Source organism: Nonomuraea insulae (genome assembly GCF_042656245.1).
In genome coordinates, this window is sequence record NZ_JBHSPA010000008.1 from 1 (window position 1) to 17,789 (window position 17,789).

Annotated in this window: 18 protein-coding genes, 1 tRNA gene and 2 pseudogenes; 9 read left to right on the plus strand and 12 right to left on the minus strand. The window is 64.3% G+C overall.

The window, feature by feature from the left end:
• Positions 1-329: pseudogene (locus tag ACFPZ3_RS05375) on the minus strand (ISAzo13 family transposase); the annotation flags it as partial.
• Between the two features lie 267 nt (positions 330-596).
• Here ACFPZ3_RS05375 and ACFPZ3_RS05380 point away from each other — a divergent pair.
• Positions 597-695: transfer RNA gene (locus tag ACFPZ3_RS05380), tRNA-Ser, on the plus strand.
• A 102-nt stretch (positions 696-797) separates the two neighbouring features.
• On the opposite strand, the gene ACFPZ3_RS05385 is transcribed toward ACFPZ3_RS05380, so the two are convergent.
• Positions 798-1,589, minus strand: coding sequence for an HNH endonuclease (locus ACFPZ3_RS05385; protein WP_379512817.1), 792 nt, complete (start codon positions 1,587-1,589; stop codon positions 798-800).
• Between the two features lie 429 nt (positions 1,590-2,018).
• On the opposite strand from ACFPZ3_RS05385, the gene ACFPZ3_RS05390 reads away from it, so the two are divergent.
• The 4 genes and pseudogenes from ACFPZ3_RS05390 (at position 2,019) to ACFPZ3_RS05405 (ending at position 5,132) form a co-directional block, all read left to right on the plus strand.
• Entirely contained in the window at positions 2,019-2,819 is an 801-nt protein-coding gene (locus ACFPZ3_RS05390) for a hypothetical protein (RefSeq protein WP_379512818.1), read from the plus strand.
• Between the two features lie 647 nt (positions 2,820-3,466).
• On the plus strand, positions 3,467-3,655 hold the full coding sequence (locus ACFPZ3_RS05395; RefSeq protein WP_379512946.1) for a hypothetical protein: 189 nt from the start codon (positions 3,467-3,469) through the stop codon (positions 3,653-3,655).
• Positions 3,613-3,827 (plus strand): annotated as a pseudogene (locus tag ACFPZ3_RS05400) (transposase); the annotation flags it as partial. The gene ACFPZ3_RS05395 and the pseudogene ACFPZ3_RS05400, both read left to right, overlap by 43 nt.
• Positions 3,828-4,361: 534 nt before the next feature.
• Entirely contained in the window at positions 4,362-5,132 is a 771-nt protein-coding gene (locus ACFPZ3_RS05405) for a hypothetical protein (RefSeq protein ID WP_379512819.1), read from the plus strand.
• Between the two features lie 125 nt (positions 5,133-5,257).
• Here the strand turns inward: ACFPZ3_RS05405 and ACFPZ3_RS05410 are convergent, their stop codons facing one another.
• Positions 5,258-5,683, minus strand: coding sequence for a hypothetical protein (locus tag ACFPZ3_RS05410; protein ID WP_379512820.1), 426 nt, complete (start codon positions 5,681-5,683; stop codon positions 5,258-5,260).
• Positions 5,684-5,795: 112 nt separating this feature from the next.
• Entirely contained in the window at positions 5,796-5,972 is a 177-nt protein-coding gene (locus tag ACFPZ3_RS05415) for a hypothetical protein (protein WP_379512821.1), read from the minus strand.
• A gap of 63 nt (positions 5,973-6,035) precedes the next feature.
• Between ACFPZ3_RS05415 and ACFPZ3_RS05420 the strand changes: the two genes are divergently transcribed.
• A complete protein-coding gene (locus ACFPZ3_RS05420) occupies positions 6,036-6,224 on the plus strand; it encodes a hypothetical protein (RefSeq protein WP_379512822.1) in 189 nt (62 codons plus the stop codon).
• A gap of 244 nt (positions 6,225-6,468) precedes the next feature.
• Here the strand turns inward: ACFPZ3_RS05420 and ACFPZ3_RS05425 are convergent, their stop codons facing one another.
• Positions 6,469-6,678 carry a hypothetical protein gene (locus ACFPZ3_RS05425; protein ID WP_379512823.1) on the minus strand — a complete coding sequence of 70 codons (210 nt, stop codon included), beginning with the start codon at positions 6,676-6,678 and terminating at the stop codon, positions 6,469-6,471.
• A 578-nt stretch (positions 6,679-7,256) separates the two neighbouring features.
• Positions 7,257-7,610, minus strand: coding sequence for a type II toxin-antitoxin system Phd/YefM family antitoxin (locus ACFPZ3_RS05430; RefSeq protein ID WP_379512824.1), 354 nt, complete (start codon positions 7,608-7,610; stop codon positions 7,257-7,259).
• A gap of 206 nt (positions 7,611-7,816) precedes the next feature.
• Between ACFPZ3_RS05430 and ACFPZ3_RS05435 the strand changes: the two genes are divergently transcribed.
• The 3 genes from ACFPZ3_RS05435 (at position 7,817) to ACFPZ3_RS05445 (ending at position 11,077) form a co-directional block, all read left to right on the plus strand.
• On the plus strand, positions 7,817-8,221 hold the full coding sequence (locus ACFPZ3_RS05435; RefSeq protein WP_379512825.1) for an HflX-like GTP-binding protein: 405 nt from the start codon (positions 7,817-7,819) through the stop codon (positions 8,219-8,221).
• Between the two features lie 20 nt (positions 8,222-8,241).
• On the plus strand, positions 8,242-8,475 hold the full coding sequence (locus tag ACFPZ3_RS05440; protein WP_379512826.1) for a hypothetical protein: 234 nt from the start codon (positions 8,242-8,244) through the stop codon (positions 8,473-8,475).
• 409 nt (positions 8,476-8,884) lie between these two features.
• Positions 8,885-11,077 carry a prolyl oligopeptidase family serine peptidase gene (locus ACFPZ3_RS05445; RefSeq protein ID WP_379512827.1) on the plus strand — a complete coding sequence of 731 codons (2,193 nt, stop codon included), beginning with the start codon at positions 8,885-8,887 and terminating at the stop codon, positions 11,075-11,077.
• A 9-nt stretch (positions 11,078-11,086) separates the two neighbouring features.
• Here the strand turns inward: ACFPZ3_RS05445 and ACFPZ3_RS05450 are convergent, their stop codons facing one another.
• The 6 genes from ACFPZ3_RS05450 to ACFPZ3_RS05475 all read right to left on the minus strand — a co-directional run bounded on the left by ACFPZ3_RS05450 (position 11,087) and on the right by ACFPZ3_RS05475 (position 17,584).
• The gene (locus ACFPZ3_RS05450; protein ID WP_379512828.1) at positions 11,087-11,551 is read right to left on the minus strand and encodes a hypothetical protein; all 465 of its coding nucleotides are present in this window, start codon (positions 11,549-11,551) and stop codon (positions 11,087-11,089) included.
• A gap of 512 nt (positions 11,552-12,063) precedes the next feature.
• Positions 12,064-13,263 (minus strand): MFS transporter, encoded by a 1,200-nt coding sequence (locus ACFPZ3_RS05455; protein ID WP_379512829.1) that lies wholly within the window; start codon positions 13,261-13,263, stop codon positions 12,064-12,066.
• A 140-nt stretch (positions 13,264-13,403) separates the two neighbouring features.
• Positions 13,404-14,009, minus strand: coding sequence for a uridine kinase family protein (locus ACFPZ3_RS05460; protein ID WP_379512830.1), 606 nt, complete (start codon positions 14,007-14,009; stop codon positions 13,404-13,406).
• 196 nt (positions 14,010-14,205) lie between these two features.
• Complete coding sequence (locus tag ACFPZ3_RS05465) at positions 14,206-15,894, minus strand: RecQ family ATP-dependent DNA helicase (RefSeq protein WP_379512831.1); 1,689 nt, start codon at positions 15,892-15,894, stop codon at positions 14,206-14,208.
• A 168-nt stretch (positions 15,895-16,062) separates the two neighbouring features.
• Positions 16,063-17,007, minus strand: coding sequence for an ADP-ribosylglycohydrolase family protein (locus ACFPZ3_RS05470; RefSeq protein WP_379512832.1), 945 nt, complete (start codon positions 17,005-17,007; stop codon positions 16,063-16,065).
• Positions 17,008-17,098: 91 nt separating this feature from the next.
• Positions 17,099-17,584, minus strand: a complete 486-nt coding sequence (locus tag ACFPZ3_RS05475) for a hypothetical protein (RefSeq protein ID WP_379512833.1) — start codon at positions 17,582-17,584, stop codon at positions 17,099-17,101.
• Between the last annotated feature and the right edge of the window lie 205 nt (positions 17,585-17,789).

Consider the following 17,789-nt stretch of genomic DNA (forward strand, 5'->3'; position numbering starts at 1 on the left):
GGCGAGGTCGGATCCCCGCGCTCGTCCGGCTCGACCAGGGCCAGCAATGCCGCACGTAACTCTGGATCGGTCTCGACCAGCGGTTTTCGGCCTCCGCCCGGGCGGCGCGTGCGTCCCAGCGGCTCAGCCCCTGCGTCCAACTCATCGACGCCCCGCGACACCGTCGCCTCACGCACGTCCGCGGCCTGGGCCACCGCCCGGATCCCGCCGTGTCCCAACGCGCGAGCCTCAGCACCGAGCAGCAGCCGGCGTTGCCGCTCATCCAGATGCGGCAAGATCGCCTCAAGCTTCGCCGCCAGCATCTCCACGGTCTCGGCCGATACGCTCATACCAGACCATCGACGGCGAATCTGGAATGCTACGAGTTATTTCTCTGCAGGCCCTTAGTAATCAGTGCCCGCAGGGCCTTGGTCATGGTGCGTCTGGGAAAGCGGAAGGTCAAGCTGCCGCGCCGCTTCCGGTGCTCGGGCCTGGCGGCCCTGCGCTCCGGGTCGGCTTGCCACTGAGCATGAGGGCTGAGGTTCGCTCTTGCTAACGGAGGTGCAACAACGGTCCTGAACGGTCACGGACGCGGGTGGACGGGGCCCAATCATGAGGCGGCCGTGAGCAGGCATCACCGCTTCACCTGGACTATTCTGGACGATCATGTTTCACTCGTAATGAAGGGGTCTCGGGTTCGAATCCCGAAGGCGGCTCCCAGGTGAAAGGCACTCTCGGGTGATCCGGGAGGGCCTTTTTGACCTCCGTACAGCAGTTCCGTCCATAGCGACGACCCGTGGGGAGGTGTCCAAGAGCGCTCAACTCGCCTGAGGGCTGCTCGGTGGATCGGGGATCGTGACGGGCTTTCCCGCACTATCGACGACCTCGGCGTCGGCTGCGGGGATCACTTCGACCCGAAGGATTTCCCATGGCGAGGGCTCGGCTTGAGTTGGTCCGCCTGTCAGCAACATGTGGCGTACCCATGCACCGACCAGGTAGCCGTTTTCGGCGAGGCGGCTGATGTAGCTCCCGAGGAACTTCGCCGCATCTCGCTGCTCCCTGATGCTGTCGAGTTCGCTCGCGATGTCGAGGTAATCCTTGATCATGTCGAGGAACTCGATTGTCAAGTCTTCTGCGGCTTCGGGCTGGTGGTCGGCGTGGGCGTACTCGAAGGCTGTAGCCCTGCGGAGCATCTCCCAGAGAGCGTTCCCCGTGGTGATCGGCGTCAGGAGACGCGGTCGCGGAAAGCTGGGATCTGGGACAAGGCGAACGGGACCGCCATCAGGATTGCCCAGGCGCGCGATCCACTCGCGGTGCGACTTTTTGATCTCGTGCAGGCGTTCAACGGTGAACATCGCGACCTGGTCGTCGATCTGCTTGTGGTGCTCGCTGCACAACAGCAGGAGGTTTGAGTGGTGGTCTACGAGCTCCTCGCCCAAGCCGCCGGCTCTCGGCCCGGAAGCCCCGCGAGCGACGATGTGGCACTCTTCGCCGAAGATCGATGGATCGTCTGTCTCGCTACCTGGAGTCAGGACCTGGCGTCGACAGATCGCGCAACGCCCGCCCGACTCCACCCAGATGATCTTCCGGGCCCGCTCCGAGATCGCCATGGGAAGGGCCTAGATTTCGCCGCGACGCAGCGCGGTGCGATAGCAAGATCGTCTGAGATCTCTAGCGTGCAGGCCAACTCTTTTGTCAGGCCCAGCATTCGGAGGGCCTGCGAGATCTCCAACCTGCTTCCAGCACGGAATGCGGCAACGCACACTCGCGACCGCTCCGCGCACCATCACATGCCTGACCAGCCGCACAAGGCGCCGCGTTGCGGTCGCTGTACGGATGCACATCCTCGGTAACCATTCCACTCTCTGCGGTGACGTCTGGCACAATGCTCTCCCTCTGAAGGGCCGTGGCCCGAATCTTAGATCCTTCCTTCCTCTCGTTGGTTTGCGATTGAAGGCAGGAGGGGCCGGATCCTGATCCCTGGAGAGCATCCGGAAAGCAGGTTGCGCACGCATGATCACGCCATAGATCCTTGAGGTATGCGCGTGGACGTAGGCGAGGATATGCATGGCAGTCCGGTGATCGCCATTTGGCACCGCACCGTCGGATGGGCAAGCAGGCAGCTCGCCGCCTTGGATCCAAACAAGGTGAGCCACCTCAAGGTGCGATCGGGTGAGCACCTTGCCGCGATCCTGATCTCTTCATTCATGTACAGGATGCCGATCGAGATGGATGTCGACGGCGGTGTTGACCTGCTCTATAGTCTTGCCGACCTAGAGCAGGATGGCTTTCGCGAACTGTTTCCGGAAGGCATGGATCGGGCCGCATTCGAGATCAAGTCGCTAGGCAGCGGCTATCGCACGATGGAGAGCACGATTGACAGAATCAATGCGCGCGGTGGGAATCCTGCGGGGCTCAGCATTTCTGTTGAGGTCAAAGCCGCTGCGGACATCCTGGCCGAGGCAGACGTGCTTCTGAGGCGAGCATGCGATGGCCTAGCGACGAAGACGGACGAAGCCTCCTCCCAAAATGCCTTCCTCGTCATCCATCCATTCGATCACTTCGCCCTGGAGACGTATGAGCATCAGGTGATCGGCCCGTTCCTGCCAGTCATGAGAAGTTACGACGGGCTCGATACGATCTGGGTTCTCTGGGTTCCCGACCACCTAAGTGTCTGGTCTAAGCGGCTGGGCAAGTGGACTGACCTGATTTTCACTGCGGCTAGTCCAGATGAGGATCATGAGCCGCGCTTGTCTGTGCTGCAAGATGCCGAAGCTGTGTTTCTTGAAGCCATCGACTACCGCAAGGGATCGCCCTACTATTTCGGATTTAACGCATAGGCCGATAAGTTGGCGTCGTCTACATACGGATTGCACGGAAGTCGATGCCGTCGGTGGTACTTCCGACTACCCAGCAGCACACCTGTCGACTGCCGACCCCAATGACAGATGTGCGAACCGGAGCGCCAGCCAGTCTCACCGCGTACGTCATCAGGCTCCAGCTGTTCCCCTGACAGGACGTAGGCTTACGACGGACGGGCCAGCGGCATACGGTGCCATCGACGGTGATGAGCCGTGGACCCTACTTTGGGATCGCCATGAGCAACTTTCTGCGCTGTTCCGTCCCTGTTCCGTGGGGTGGCCGAGAACAGCGAGAAACGACGAGAGTCAGTCGCAACAGTAGCCCCAGCTCATGCTCATGATCGACAGATTTCCGCTGGTGGCTGTGTAGCGCACCGGAGATCACCCAACTCTACGAGGGCACCAACCAGTTCCGCCGCATGGTCATGGCCCGCCAACTCCTCAAGTAAGCCATCCGGTGATGGTAAGCGGAGGGCTGCCGGTGCAGGCCTGCTGCCAGGTGCTGCGGATGTCGGAGTCGGGCTGCTACGCCTGGCGCGGCTGTCTCCCCTCTATCCGCGCCGTCCGGCACGCCTAGCTGACAGACCTCATCCGCCAGGTGCACCTCGACACGCGCAGCGTCTACGGTGACCTCCGTCTATGCCGAGCTCACTCTGAGCCACGGCGCCACCGTCGGACACGGGGCGGTGGCCATGCTCATGCAGCGCGCCGCCCTGGAGGGATTGCCCGGCAACCGACGGCGCCATCCGGCCGCGCAGGTGCCCACGGCGCCGACCCTCATAGCCCGTGGCAGCGTGGCACCAACGGCCTGCTGAGCCAGTACTTTCCCGTGGGCACTGACCTGTCGCGGTGGGATCCGAGGAGTTGGAGGCTGTTGCCTCCACACTCAACACCAAGTCACGAAAGACCCTCGGATGGAAGACGCCGGCCGAAATTTTCCGCGATCATCTAAACTTGCTGCTGAGCGGCAGTTTTGCGACCCCTTGAACCCAAGCAATACGCTTCTTGAGCCTTCACCAAACGAGCAAGGCCTCCGGACTGTTGCCCTCGGTGGGCAACGTCGGCGACTGCTTCGATAACGCCCTGATGGAGTCGTTCTGGGGTCGGATGCAGACCCAACTACTCAACCGCCGACGCTGGAACACCTGCCTGGAACTAGCGAACGCGATCTTCGGTATCTGGGGATCTTCCACAACCCACAGCGACGACATAGCTCATTGGGGATGCTCATCCCGATCGAGTGCGAGATACTTCACCCCAGGACCCTGCTGGCATGACAGCCAACCAAGTCAGCTCCGCCGAACTCGGGGCACATCAAAGTCTCCACCGAAACCGAGGCGATTCACACATCGCCTTCAAACAAGATCGCTCAAGTATATTGCGTCGCCCATCAGCTGTGGGATGCAACTAAGGGGATGCAAGAATGAGGCGTGTCCATCAACTTCAGTTTGGCGAGATATGATGATCGATGATACTGCTAGTACCGTAATTGATCGGCTCAAGTTAGCGCGCTAGCGGATCTTGGAATTGATCGCACTTGTTATTGCATTATCGCTGGCCGTCAATCTGATAAGTTCGGTTCTCTTTGATCTTTGGGGAGCACGTTATAGTCTGTTCATTGGAATCTCAGTTATGGCGGCCTGTTTTGCCTACTACGTTCTTGCTCAGACTCGAGAGCGCAGCTATGAGCTTAATATAGAGGCGGCTTTTGCTTCGGACTGGGACAGCTCCCATAAGCTCTTGGCTTTGCCTGGCTATCGGTTTTCAGAGGAATTCTCCATGATTCTGAATGCGGTGCTCGGAGAGAATGCGGCACTCAGGCGACAGTGGATATCTGACCCATTAGGAAGAAGTCGGGGCAGCAGTACACTTCATGGAAATGTGTCCGATACTGCTAGCTTTCGTCTGGCCCGAGAGGCGGCTGAGTATGTGATTTTGCGAGAGTTGAGCTTCCATCTGGATCGTCATTTCAATAGAGGCAATTTCAGCCGGGAATTGTTGGCCCAATTGAACCGCGATCAACTTCCTAGTGTTTTGCTGAGTAATCGCGTACTGGAAATTATCTCCAGGGACATTGAGGATCGCTCTGCCATGTATCGCCCTGTCGGCTCGGACGAAGGATCGGAGTTTGGGTCCGCATTTCACTATGCACAGTTCACTCTTACCCTTCCCAAAGGAAGCGAAATGTGCAGGTCGGCCAATGGGGCGCTGGTTATAGACAGTCCCGCGTTGCGCCTGGAGATCTTGACCAAAATGAATGGGGCAAATCCCTACTTTTACCCTTTTTCGTAGCTCACGTCATGGGGAGGGAGTTCAAGGATACGGGGCGGTGGCGTGTCGACTTCCAGGTTTCTGTCACAATTAAGAAGCCACTCATAATTCCAGCAGGTCGCTGGCCTTATTACTCTTGGGTTGAGTCATTTACGAGAAGGTTGGAAACTAAATTCAGCTACAAATCTTTCTTTGCCCAGATAAATTGGCCCGCGTCGGAGGCATTGCTGGCGGCTATTCTTAGATCGCAGGGCCTGGAGATTGATGGAAGAGGCCTGCGGCTGTGGGGGATGGACCCATTCGGGAAATTCGACGTTGGTGATTGAAGTCGAATTGATTCTGAATGAGGCGCGGGTGATTGCTGCACCAGTAAAGCGGAAGATCAGCCTGCCGCGGGGCTTCCGTTCCTCGGGCCTGGCGGCCCTGCGGTACGGGTTCCCTTGCCACCGTATGAGCTGGCTGGTCACCTTGCGGTGGCGGCGGCGCTGTACAGCAGCCTGATACAGCAACGCCGACACACGTCGGCACGCGCCACCAACCCCCACCTGCCGCTTGACCAGGAGGAAGGCCATCCGACGTTGTGTCTGTCTCCCGTTTGCAAGCAGGAAGTCAGGAGTTCGAATCTCCTAGGCTCCACCAGCGAAAACACCCCGCCACTGATCATGTGACGGGGTGTTCGTGCCATTAGCTCGCGGGGATGAGCACGCCCGCGCTGCCGTCGTCATCTCCCTTCTTGGGCGTCTTCTTCGCCTTCTTCCTCTCGGCTTTGACGCGGGCCGAGAGCGCGTCGGCGATCTTCTGATCCGCGTCTCGGGTGGCGTGCTGGTAGATGAGAGCGGCCCGGTCGCTGTCGTGCCCCATGCGCGCCTTGAGATCGGCGAGGCTCGCTCTTGACTGGGCCGCCAGGCCCAGGGGGTTGCCAGTGTGCCGGAGATCGTGAAAGTGGAGCGCATTGATCGACGGTCCCTCACCGACCTCGTGAACCGTGCTGGAGATCTCGAGCGCGTGCTACGGCAGCGCTACCGACGCGAAGCGCTTGCCGAAGAGTTCCACGAGCGCTTCGTAACTGCCCGTAGAGCCCTCACTGGCCGCCGTCCGGACCTGCTCGATTGAGCGCGGCACGGGTCCACTTGCAGGTCTGCCGAGTTGCTCTTTTAGGTATCAAGCGGCGGCGCGGCGCACCGCCGTACGCCCCGCGCTGTGCGTGCGGCCTGGGGCCGTTCTCGCGCGAGCGTCGCGCGGGGCATTGCCGTACGGCGGCCCCGCCGTACACCTCAAACCCACCGACCAAGCGCCGCACCGCCGCGCGGAGCCAAGCCGATGCTGTCGATCTGCATGCCGACCAACGGCATAACAATCACCGCTCGCCGCCGCTGCCAGATCGACCGAGTTCTATGAGCTTTTCGAGATCCCTGCGGAACGCCGAGCCGTCGAGACCGGGATGCCCCGTCCTCTTGTCGACCATGATCTGCTGGGCGTGATCGAGGCAGAATGCGTACCCTCGCATGATCGTGTAGGCCTCGCTGGCTTGCTTCTGCGCCAGGCAGACATAGCAGTAGAGGGTCATATTTCGACGGTAGCCAATGATGGTGACCTGAGGGCTCTTGATCTGTGATGTCGCGGTGCCGCGCGCTTGCCGCGCCGAACTGACCGAACGCTCGGGCCGGGGTTGTCGCGGCGCCCCACAGATGCATCCCTCACGATCGCCACTGCATGGCTGGCCGCCATACCGGCTTGGGGGCGATTGACGATCCAGGGTTCGTTCCTCACCCTGGTTCACCGGGGAACGTGGCTGATCCGCAGGCCCCGGGGTGATCGTGGCTGGCTCTGCATCGCGGGATATACGCGGGATGATCTTCCCAGTAGGGGAAAGCGAGAGCCGTACCCGGAAGTCAGGGGCCTGATGCAGTCAAGAACGTCGGCCCGCTGTAAACGGTTGGCGATCCGTACCCGAATCACGAGGCAGAAAGGGTATTGGCTCGTGCGAAGACGCAGGGTGGATGCATGTGACTGTCTGGGTGACCACGCGCTTCGACCGAACGGCTTTCTTGATCATTAACACGCCCGGCAAGCTGGTAGTGAGGGGTTGCCTGGCGACGGTTGTTCGCTGCCGCTTCTTGAGCGTTTTCCCCTTCATGCACCGGCCTACTGCGGACGCGTTCGCCCGGGGCCACTGGTTCGTCCCTCGTCCTCCGCGAATTCACGTCTGCCGTATGCGCGATCGTAAGGGTCGTAGAGATGGTCATTGATGTGGCGGTCCATGTCGTTGCGATATTTACGGTCGTCCAGTTGCGGCATTCCACGCGACACGGCGGCGAACTCCGCGCGCGATACGGCCCGGCGCCGCCCGCGGAGAGGGACCAGATCACCGATGTGATGGCCATTGCGGGTAACGGCGTACCGCTCCCCCCGCTCCAGGCCATCCATGATCTCCGCTGACCGATTACGCAGGTCGCGTTGAGAGATCTTATGGGGGTGGTCAGGCTCGGGAGTGCTCACATCTCAAGTCTATAGAGGTGCCATTTGGTGCTACTAGGTAGCACGTCCGGACGCTCATCAGCCCGAAGAGCCCGGGGCCGTCGTGGCGCGAAGGAAAAGCGTCGTCGTCGACTCCGTGAGATGTCCTTACGCTGAGGTGCATGAGTGGTCGGCGTCATCAGCAGAGGAACGAGCGTCGGCGATCCAGCGTTGAGCCGGCACTCCACGTGACGAAGCTGGTGGCAGAGGCCGATGTGTTGATCGCCGGTCTGTTCTCCGCCAAGCGGAAGGATCATGCCGACCTCATGGATGATCTCGCTGTGGAGGTCACCGCGTTGGGTGGGCGGGCCGTCAGGCGGTTCGTGCAACGCCGAGGCGTCTCGGGCGGCAAGAAGGGCCATGCTCCAGGAGGGACGGCGAACATGGATCGGGCCTACTCAGCGCGAACGCTGATGAGCACGGGCAAGGTACGCGAGATCGCAGAGGCCCGTACGGAGACCCAGGCCTCGGCTGTTGTGTTCGTCAACGACCTGACCGGCAGGCAACGGACCGTACTGACCGAGATGCTTGGCTGCCCTGTGTTGACCCGCAGCGACCTGCAACGCTCACCAGATCTTCCTTCGGCATGGTGACCACTGGCTACCAGCTTGCGATGCTGGTCAAGCTGACTCCGCTGCTGACGCTGACCCTGGAAATCCTTGGACGGCCCGAGCCTGGTTGCCGTACAGCAGTCTGGTACAGCAACACCGACGTGCAGCAGTACCCGATGCACTTGGTCGATCACCACCGCGGTCAGCGCCTTCTCCTGGTTCTCCACCGGCAGGCGCGAGAGCGGGCAGCTTCAGCATGCGGCGCGGGGTCCGTGGAGCCGTCGGCGACCTGTTGATTGCTCTCGGTCTCACCATGGGTGGGCTCCATGGGCCCTGGGATCCCTCTCGGTGACCTGCGTATTACTTTTGTGTGGACCAATCTTCGATTGGCATTCCGCTTTTGCATGAAACTTTATGGTGGATGGCCGATATGGTCGGCCGGTTAAGTGGCCCAGCGCGTGCCGGGGATTCTGGGGATTGGCGCGCACGTGTCGAGGGCGAGGCTGTGTTTATGGATCGCGCCCCCGGGGATGATTGTCGCCATAATCGCCCATTTCGGGTGATTCCGACGAATCCGGGAGGCTGACATGAACGGATTCCTGCCGTATCGCGAAACCACTCCGGGTGCCCGCGTCGGCGGCGTACGCGGCTGGCAGGCGGACATTCTCCGCGGCGAGTCGTAACCCAGTAAGCCGAGGTACTGCGGTGCGTAAAGGCCGCAGTACCTCGATCCACCGCAGTCTGGGAATTGCTCCGGAGGAGTTTGTGGCGCGATTGTTCTACCCTGCCGCTCGGCGCAGCGATACGGTCGATGATCTATTCGGACTTTTGGTTCCCGATCCCTACCGATGGCTCGAAGACGCCGATGATGCGCGCGTGCGGGACTGGGCCGCGGCCCAGGATCGTCTCTTCGGCGCGTATCGCGCCGGATGGTCTGAGAGCCGATCGTGGTGGGCGTCCTTGGTGGATCAGGTCTCTTCCTTCGGTGTGTCGGAGCCTCCGATGGTGCGTGGTTCCGTCATGTTCCTCGCCGAGCAACTGCGTGGGGATGAGCAACGCCGCCTGCTGGTCGTCGACGCCGAGGGCGGCAGGCGGGTGCTGGTGGATCCGGGCGAGATCGATCCTTCCGGTCACACCGGGCTGTACGCCTGGTGGCCGTCGCGCGAGGGCGAGCGGGTGGCCGTTCAGATGGAGGTTGCCGAGCAGCCGGGCAGCGACATCATGGTGCTGGACGTGCGTACCGGCGAGGAAGTGGACGGGCCGTTGCCACGCGCCCGTAACACCTCGCTTGCCTGGCTGCCGGGAGGGGAGGCGTTCTATTACGTCAGCCGCGTTCCTGATGAGGAGCTGGCCCCCGGCGACAAGCGTCTGCAGCGGCGGGTGCGGTTGCATCGGATCGGTTCGCCCTGGCAGGACGACACGGTGGTGTTCGGCGGAGAAGATGCCCCAGACCACTATTACGGGCTCACGGTCAGCGTCGACGGTCGCTATCTGGCGATCACCGCGACGGCCGGGCCCGCCTCGCACAACGATGTGTACCTGGGCGAGCTCCTCGATCCGCGAGCCCCGCACTTCGTCAAGATCGTGAACGGGCGCACCACACAGGCCCGTGTCCTGCCACGCTTCCTGGCGGACAACGATCTGCTGCTGGTCACCGATCACCAGGCCCCGTGTGGCCGCATCTGCACGGCGCACCGGTACGACACCGGCCCGGCCGCGTGGCGAACCCTGGTAGCCGAAGATCCCCAGGCCCCCTTGGACGAGTGTGTGGTCCTGGACGACCCGGCACTTCCGCGGCCCCGGCTGCTGGTGGCACGCACCCGCCATGGCGCCTCCACCCTGACCCTCCACGACCTGGCCAGCGGCGCCAGCCTCACCACTTTGCCCCTTCCCGGCGCCGGCGTGGTGTCATCCCTGCGTACCAACGCTCCACACGGACGTCACGCATGGTTCAGCTACTGCGACGCGACCACACCTCCCACCATCTATCGCTACGACGCCACCAGCGGGGAGCTGGAACAACGAGCCGGCGCTTCGACAGCCGGGCACAGTCCACGAATCCGTAGCCGCAGCGTCCGCTATCACGCCGGCGACGGTACCGAGATCACGCTGTTGCTGTTCACCCCGGCTGAAGAACATCAGGGGCCCCGCCCCACCCTGCTCTACGGCTACGGCAGCTTCGGCATGCCGATGCGCCCATGGTTCTTCCCCATGGCGGCCGCATGGGTCGGCGCCGGCGGCACCTACGCGGTCGCCTGTGTCCGCGGAGGTGGCGAAGAAGGCCAACGCTGGCACGACGCCGGCCGCGGACCACACAAATACCGCGCCATCAGCGACTTCAACGACGCCGCGAACTGGCTCATCACCACCGGCCGAACCACGTGCGACCAACTGGCGATATTCGGCCAATCCGCCGGCGGGCTACTGGTCACCGCCGCCGCGGTACAGCGACCGGACCTGTACGCCGCGGTCGTCGCCGAAGGGCCGCTGTGTGACATGGTGCGCTACGAGCATTTCGGCCTGGGATGCACATGGACCGACGAATTCGGTGCCGCCTCCGAACCCGAACAGCTCCAATGGCTACTCACCTATTCCCCGTACCACGCCATCACCCCCGGAGTCCCCTATCCCGCATTCCTCCTCACCGGCGCGGTGACCGACCTGCAGACCGGAGAGGCCCACGTCACCAAAATGTGCGCGGCCCTGCAACACGCCACCAGCAGTGACCGGCCGATCCTCATGCGCCGGGAACCCGACACTGCCCACGCCGCCTTCCCCGCGAGCAAAGAACGCGCCCTGGCCGCGGACATCCTGGCCTTCGCGGCAGAACACACCGGCCTGTCTCCGACGAAGACAACCGCCATGAGCCTTCAACAGACCGCCGCGGAAACAGGCTGAGAACAGCCTTCAGGCCCAAAACTGGATCTTGTACAGCTCGATCCGGGCGATTGCGTGGGGAAAGCCGGGCTCCTGTTCGGTCCGGAGGATCTTGGTGGCTACCCGTGTGGACCAGGTGGTACCGCCTTGCCCCAGGTCGAACTCCACATCGTGCGGATAGTCGGCCGCCCAGGCTTCGACACCGATCAGTTCGGATTTCAGTGAAAGCCGGCCAGTCCACAGCTCTTCCCAGTCATCCGTGGGTGGCGGGCCGTCCCACCGCTCAAACCGGCTGTGGACCGCATGCAGGTCGGCGTCGAAGCGTGCCGTCTGGATGATGAGCCCGTCGTGCCCTGCTGCGATCCTGCCGTCCGGTGGTCCCATCTCCCCTTCGACCGCCGAGCCCACCAATTGGCCGCCGACAACGCCGGCGACGACGAAGAGGCTGTATTCGGGTCGCACCTCGTCTGTGAGTGAGCGAAGAAGGCTGCTCATAGTTCCCTTTCCAGTGCATGTCGAACATGGCCGCGTCGAAGACACCATCGGCAGCCCGGCACAGCGCTCCTGCGCCTGCTCCCAGGCGTGATCCCGCCCATTACGGCACCTCGCCGGCGGCAGTGATAGAGGAATGGGAGGCTCACTAAGGCTCTCGCGTCCGCAGAGCCGGGTCAGATCAACGCCTACCGGCTGAGCGGTTTGCTTGGCAGAGGCGGGCAAGGGTCGGTGTATTTGGGGCAGGACGCCGCCGGGGCGAAGGCGGCGGTGAAGGTGCTGCACGCAGGTCGAGGATGCGGAGACGCACCGGCGGTTCATGCGGGAGGCGGAGGCGGCGCGGCGGGTGGCGCCGTTCTGTACGGCTCGGGTGCTGGATGTCGGGGTCGCCGACGGCTGACGACCGTTTTCTGGTCCGTACGGCGTGCGTGCTGCGGCCTGGAGGCCGGCCGCTTCCCCGACGAGGGAGAGGACGGCGACGGGATGACCGGCCGGGAGGTCGGCGCTCACGCGACTCAACCGCGCTCGCGCATCGCGAGGAAACAAACGACAGCCGCCACCGTCAAGACCGGAACCCCAACGAGGATCGGCGCTCTCAACCCCCACTCAGCCGCAAGCAGGCCACCGAGGAGGGCTCCCAGCGGAGACGCGCTCATCACCGCGGTCATCGCCGCGCTGCTCACTCGACCGAGCATCTCAGCTGGAGTAAGCCGCTGACGGGTAGTACGAGCCACGACGGCCCACACGCCGAACGCTGCACTTGTGATGACCAGACCCGCGGCCACCACGACGGCGGAAGCGGTAAGGCCGATCATCAGTTGCCCAATCGCGGCACAACCGAGGCACCCGGCCAGAGCTCCCGCGGGTCCGATCATTCGCGTGACCCGTGTCGCGAAGAACCCTCCGGCGAGCCCCCCAACGGCGCCGATGCCCAGCAACACGCCGTAGCCCCAAGCCGGCAGACCGAGGACCTGAGGCACGTAGAGCACGAGCACGGCGAACCAGGCACTGTCCATCGCCGCGAACACGGCACCCAAGCCCACGATCATCCGCAGGCGAGGATGTTTGATCAGCCACCGCAGACCGGCGCGCGTGTCATTCCAGATCTGCCCCTTGCTGCTGTACGAACCGGCTTTCGGGGCGAACACGTTGGGCAGACTGAAGATCAGAGCGGCCGCCAAAGCCAGGGCCCCGCCATTGATCGCGAACGGGAGCACCAGCGCTACGCCGAACAGATATCCACCGATCGGCGGCCCTGCTAATTCGTTCCCCGCAACCTCTGCGTTGACCAACCCACCGTTGGCCCGATCGAGATCGGCGTCTTTCACCAGAGGCGGAAGGAGCGTGGCCGTCGCGGTGTCGCGCAGCGTCTCGCCAACACCACAGACGAACGCCACCAGGTAAAGCAGCGCGATCCCGGCAACATCCAGAGAAATCGAAACGACCAGGACGGCCAGCATCGATACCCGGACCACATCGACGGCCGCAGCAAGGCGACGCTGGTCAAACCGATCGACGATCGCCCCAGCGACCAGCCCGAACAACAACCACGGGCTCTGCCCGGCGATGGCGACACCAGCCACCGCAACCGGATCGGAGGTGATGGCGGCCGCCAACAAGGGCAAGGCAGCCATCCGAATTCCATCACCCAGATTGGACAGCACCGTCGCCAGCCATAACCGGTGGTACGCCGGTCCCAATGACGCCGAAACCATCGGCTCCCTCTCCCGTGAATCTATGTGCAGGCCACCTGAGGCAGCCTTGGAAGATCAGATCACAATGCCGTTCGAGAGGTCTATCGTGATCCACTCCACCCCTGCGATCTCGAACCGTTCTGTGGCTGGGGTCGGCCGACCTAAGGGCTGGTCGGCGGGGCGACGACCAGCTCGGTGTCCGGGTCGTGGTCCAGCTGCGGCGGGCCAGCGACGATCATGGTGGCTCGGGCCCACGGCCGTTCTCGCAACAAGAACGGCAGTTCCTCCAGCAGCCAGTTCGCCACGTGCTCCAGCTGCTCGGGGGAGTCACCGTCGCGGACGACCAGCAAGCGCTCCTGCTCATCGAGGTCACCCTGCATCCACACCGAGGCGTCCAACCACGGGGCAAGCTCTTCGCGGATGATGCCGGTGCCCTCGACCCAGATGAAGTCGGCACCGGCGGGAATGGTGATCGATCCGGGCCGGTCGTGGGTGATCCAGGCATCAGGGCGGAAGCCCACCGCCCCACCCCGGTGCAGGGGTTGCAGGATGTTCTCGACGAGCACGGCGCCCCAGTCGAAGTAGGCGTGGTTCCAGGCGATGTCGTCGGTGTGCACGATGGCGGAGTTGGGCACCACCTTGCGTAGCCGCTCGGCCAGGGTCGTCTTGCCGGCGCCGCCCCGGCCGTCGATCGCGATCACCCGCGGACGTCCGGTGACGTCGGGTGACGCGTCGCGCAGCTGCCGGACGGCGTCGAGCACGGTCACCACCCGCCACCCAACGGCCTCGGTTTCGCCTGGATGTAGATGCATCGAGAACCTAGCTCCGGAGGTGAGGAAAGGAAGAGGTCTGTCCAGTCGCGCCAGAGCCTAGACCCCTGCAGGCCTTCACTCCGCCTCTGGCAGCGCGGGGGCGTGGTTCGCGTCCTGAGGCGATCACGGCCGTCCACAACGAAGGCGCGCGTCAATCCTGGTGTAGTTGCGAGCGACCGGACGCGGGGGCGAGGTCGTGAACGAGCACGTCGCCCACCGCGGCCAGTGACAGGGTCTTGTAGCCGACCGAGTCGAACAGCACGGTGATCCGGTCGGGCTCGCGGCTCATGACCGTGCCCGGCCCCCACATCTTGTGCGTCACCTTCGCCTGCACGGGGAATCCCTCTCCGCCCCGTGCGGGCATCGGTTCCGGCGCGTCATCGCTGGAGCAGATGTCGCAGGCGTCGCACCTGCCGGGTGCGTACGGCTCGCCGAAGTATTCGAGGAGGAAGCGGCGGCGGCAGCCCCTCGTCTCCGCGTAGGCGCGCATCATGTCGATGCGTGAGTCGTCGACACGGCGGCGCGCCTCGTCCTGTTCGACGGCCCGGGCGGCGGCCCGCTCGGGTGTCAGGCCGGTCGAGGCATACCTGAGGTCGCCGGTGGTGGTCACGGACAGCGCGCCCGCTCGTTCCAGCAGGTTGACGAGTCTGGTGAGGTACGACGTGCTCACCTCGAGCAGCGCGGCCAGTTCGCCGGCGGGCACCGTGCCGGCATGCCGGCGCACCAGCGTCGCCACGCGCAGCAGCAGCTCTCCGTCGGCTCGGCCGCCGGTGAAGAAGCGGCGCAGGCCCAGGTCCTCCTGCCGGTAGAACAGCACCGCCGCGGCGGGCGCGCCGTCCCGGCCCGCCCGGCCGATCTCCTGGTAGTACGCGTCGGGCGACTCCGGCGGCTCGGCGTGCAGCACGTAACGCACGTTCGGCCGGTCGATGCCCATCCCGAACGCCGACGTCGCGACCACGGTGTCCACCTCGCCCCGGCTGAACAGATCGTGTACGCGGCTGCGTTCGGTGGCCCGCATGCCCCCGTGGTACGGCTCGGCCCGGCGCCCCCTGCCGGTCAGCTCCGCCGCGTACTCCTCGGTCTCCTTGCGGGTGGCGACGTACACCAGGCCGAGGCCCTCGCTGGAGGCGGCGTACTCGGCGAGCGCCCGGCTCTTGTCTTCAGCGCGGACGAAGCGCCTGACCTCCAGCGAGATGTTCGGCCGGTCGAATCCCCTGACGATCTGCGCCGGCTCGATCAGGCCGAGCACGTCCACGATCTCCTCGCGGACGTTCGGGGCGGCGGTGGCGGTCATCGCGACCACCGGTGGATGTCCCAGACGCTCGATGACCTTCCCGAGCCGCAGGTAGTCGGGGCGGAAATCGTGTCCCCAGGACGAGACGCAGTGGGCCTCGTCGATCGCGATCAGTGACGGCCGGGCCTGCGCGAGCCGTTCGACGACGTCGGGCTTGGCGAGCTGTTCCGGCGACAGGAACACGAACGTCGCGTCCCCCGCCGTCACCTTCTCCAGCCCGGCCGCCACGGAAGTGGTCGAGTTCACCGCCACGGCGCCGCCCGCGTCGGCCTCCAGCAGGCCGGTCACCTGGTCGCGCTGGAGCGCGATCAGCGGCGAGACGACGATCGCGGGGCCGTCGAGCAGCAGGGCGGGAACCTGGTAGACCGCCGACTTGCCGCCGCCGGTCGGCATGACGAGCAGCACGTCGCGGCCGTTGAGTAAGTGCGTCATCGCCTCCTGCTGGCCTGGTCGCAGGTCGTGGTATCCGAAGCGCTGGTGGGCCGTGGCCCGCAGCCGCCGCCCGGAACGTCCCCATCGTCCCCGCAACCTCGTCCACAACCCCATGCCACACCCATCCTTCGCCCGGTTGGTGGTCATTACCCGCACTCGCGGGCCGCATGCACCCCGTCTCCGGGATCGGCGATCGCCTTATGTCCGGGACGCATGGGAGATCAAGAGCCGGGCTCTCGTGCTCGAAGCGACAATCCAGGGACCTTGAGGTGGCTCCCGGCGTCAGTCTGTACTCGGACGATCGGCGAGGTCACGAGCAAGATCGAGCAGATGACACAGGCGCAGGGTCCGGCCGCCGCTTCCGGGTAGCGGAACGTGCAAGGGCTCGGTCCAGTCGTCCGGAATTGTTGTCGGCCCGTAGATGGCTCCGGCCAGGCCGCCGGTGACCGCGGCGACGGTGTCGGTGTCTCCGCCCAGGTCGATCGCGGCTCGGATGGCATCCTCATAGGTACGGGTGGTGCGCAGGGCCCAGACGGCTGAGCCGAGACAGGGCCAGACGGCGCCGTTGAACTCGGTGGCGTGGTTGGGATGCCAGCCGGTTGCGAGGACGACGGCGTAGCGCTGACGATGGTCGGGCCGGACGGCAGTGAGGGTCTGCGAGAGCTCGTCCAAGGGGTCCCCGCCGTCCAGGGCGACGCGTATCAGGTCGTGAAAGATCGCGGTGCCTTCCCACGCCGCCGGGTCGCCGTGGGTGAGGGCGGAGATGTGCCGAGCGGCGTCCATGGTGGCCTGCCGGCCGTCGCGGGCGAAGTACACCGCCGACGGAGTGGCCCGCATCAGCGCGCCGTTGCCCGCGGCTCGGTGGCTGCTTCGGTAGTGGGCGGCGGCGGCCTGGTCCCAGGGCAGTCCGCGGGTCAGTACGTCTTCGGTCTGTAGTCCGATGTCCTTGGGATCATCGGCCGCCCACCGCTGGAAGCGCGCGAAGATGTCCGGCAGGTTCAGGCCGCCATGCTCCAGCAGCGACTCGGCTACATGAACGGCCATCTGCGTATCGTCGGTGGCTTCGCCCGCGTCCCAGCCGCCGCCACCGCTCATCTCACCGCCGGCACCCGATGCCGGGAAGCGGGAGGAGAACGCTCCCGCCGGGCCGAACTCGAATGGAGCGCCCAGCGCGTCGCCCACCGCCGAGCCGACGACCGCACCAACGGCACGCTGCACAAGGTTCACTCCAGCAAGCTACCGATCGGCCCGGCGCCTGGCCTTCATCGCGCGTCGAAGACCAGGCGGCGGGCCTGTCCCATCGCGGCTTTCCGACGGCTCAGTTGTAGGGGTTGTCGTAGGTCACGGATTTGGTGCGGCTGTTGTAAGTGTTGCCGGGATAGAACCAGCCGCCCGTCACGTACAAGGTGACGTTCGTGAGGGTAGTGGAGTGCGTGTATTCACCGTCGTAGAGGAACAGGGACAACTGGCACCCGGGGGGAGCGGTCGCCGTGCCCGTCTGGCCCGGATAGAAGACGGTGCTGCCATTGACGGAGACGTAGAAGTTCGGCTTGGGGTAAGAGCCGCTTCCCCAGCACAGCCGGAGCGCGTACCTGAACTTCGTGTTCCCGTCGTCGAACGCCAGCGTGCCGGTGAGCTGGGCGAGCATGATCGACGGTCCGGCGTTCGAGGTCACCGTGATGGACACGGCCTGGTCTGGACCGTAGGTGGCGTGCGCGGGAGTGACGGGCACCAGGATTGCCGCGAGTGTTGCGATGGCGATGGCGACAGAGTTGGCCGCACGACGTGCTTTGGAACGTGTCACTTCCAACCTCATCTCTTTCATGATGTCGGCGGAGCGCGCACGGAGACTATTGTCGGGGCTTTCAGTCGTCCAGAGAGACGATTCAGAGTCACTGATTCGGCCCGGCGTTAACTTGTGCCATGGCAACTCGCGCGATAGTAGGCGAGGCGTGCCACCAGGCCGGGGATCAGACCTGCGGAGCCGTAATGCCGCCATGATGGGGTGA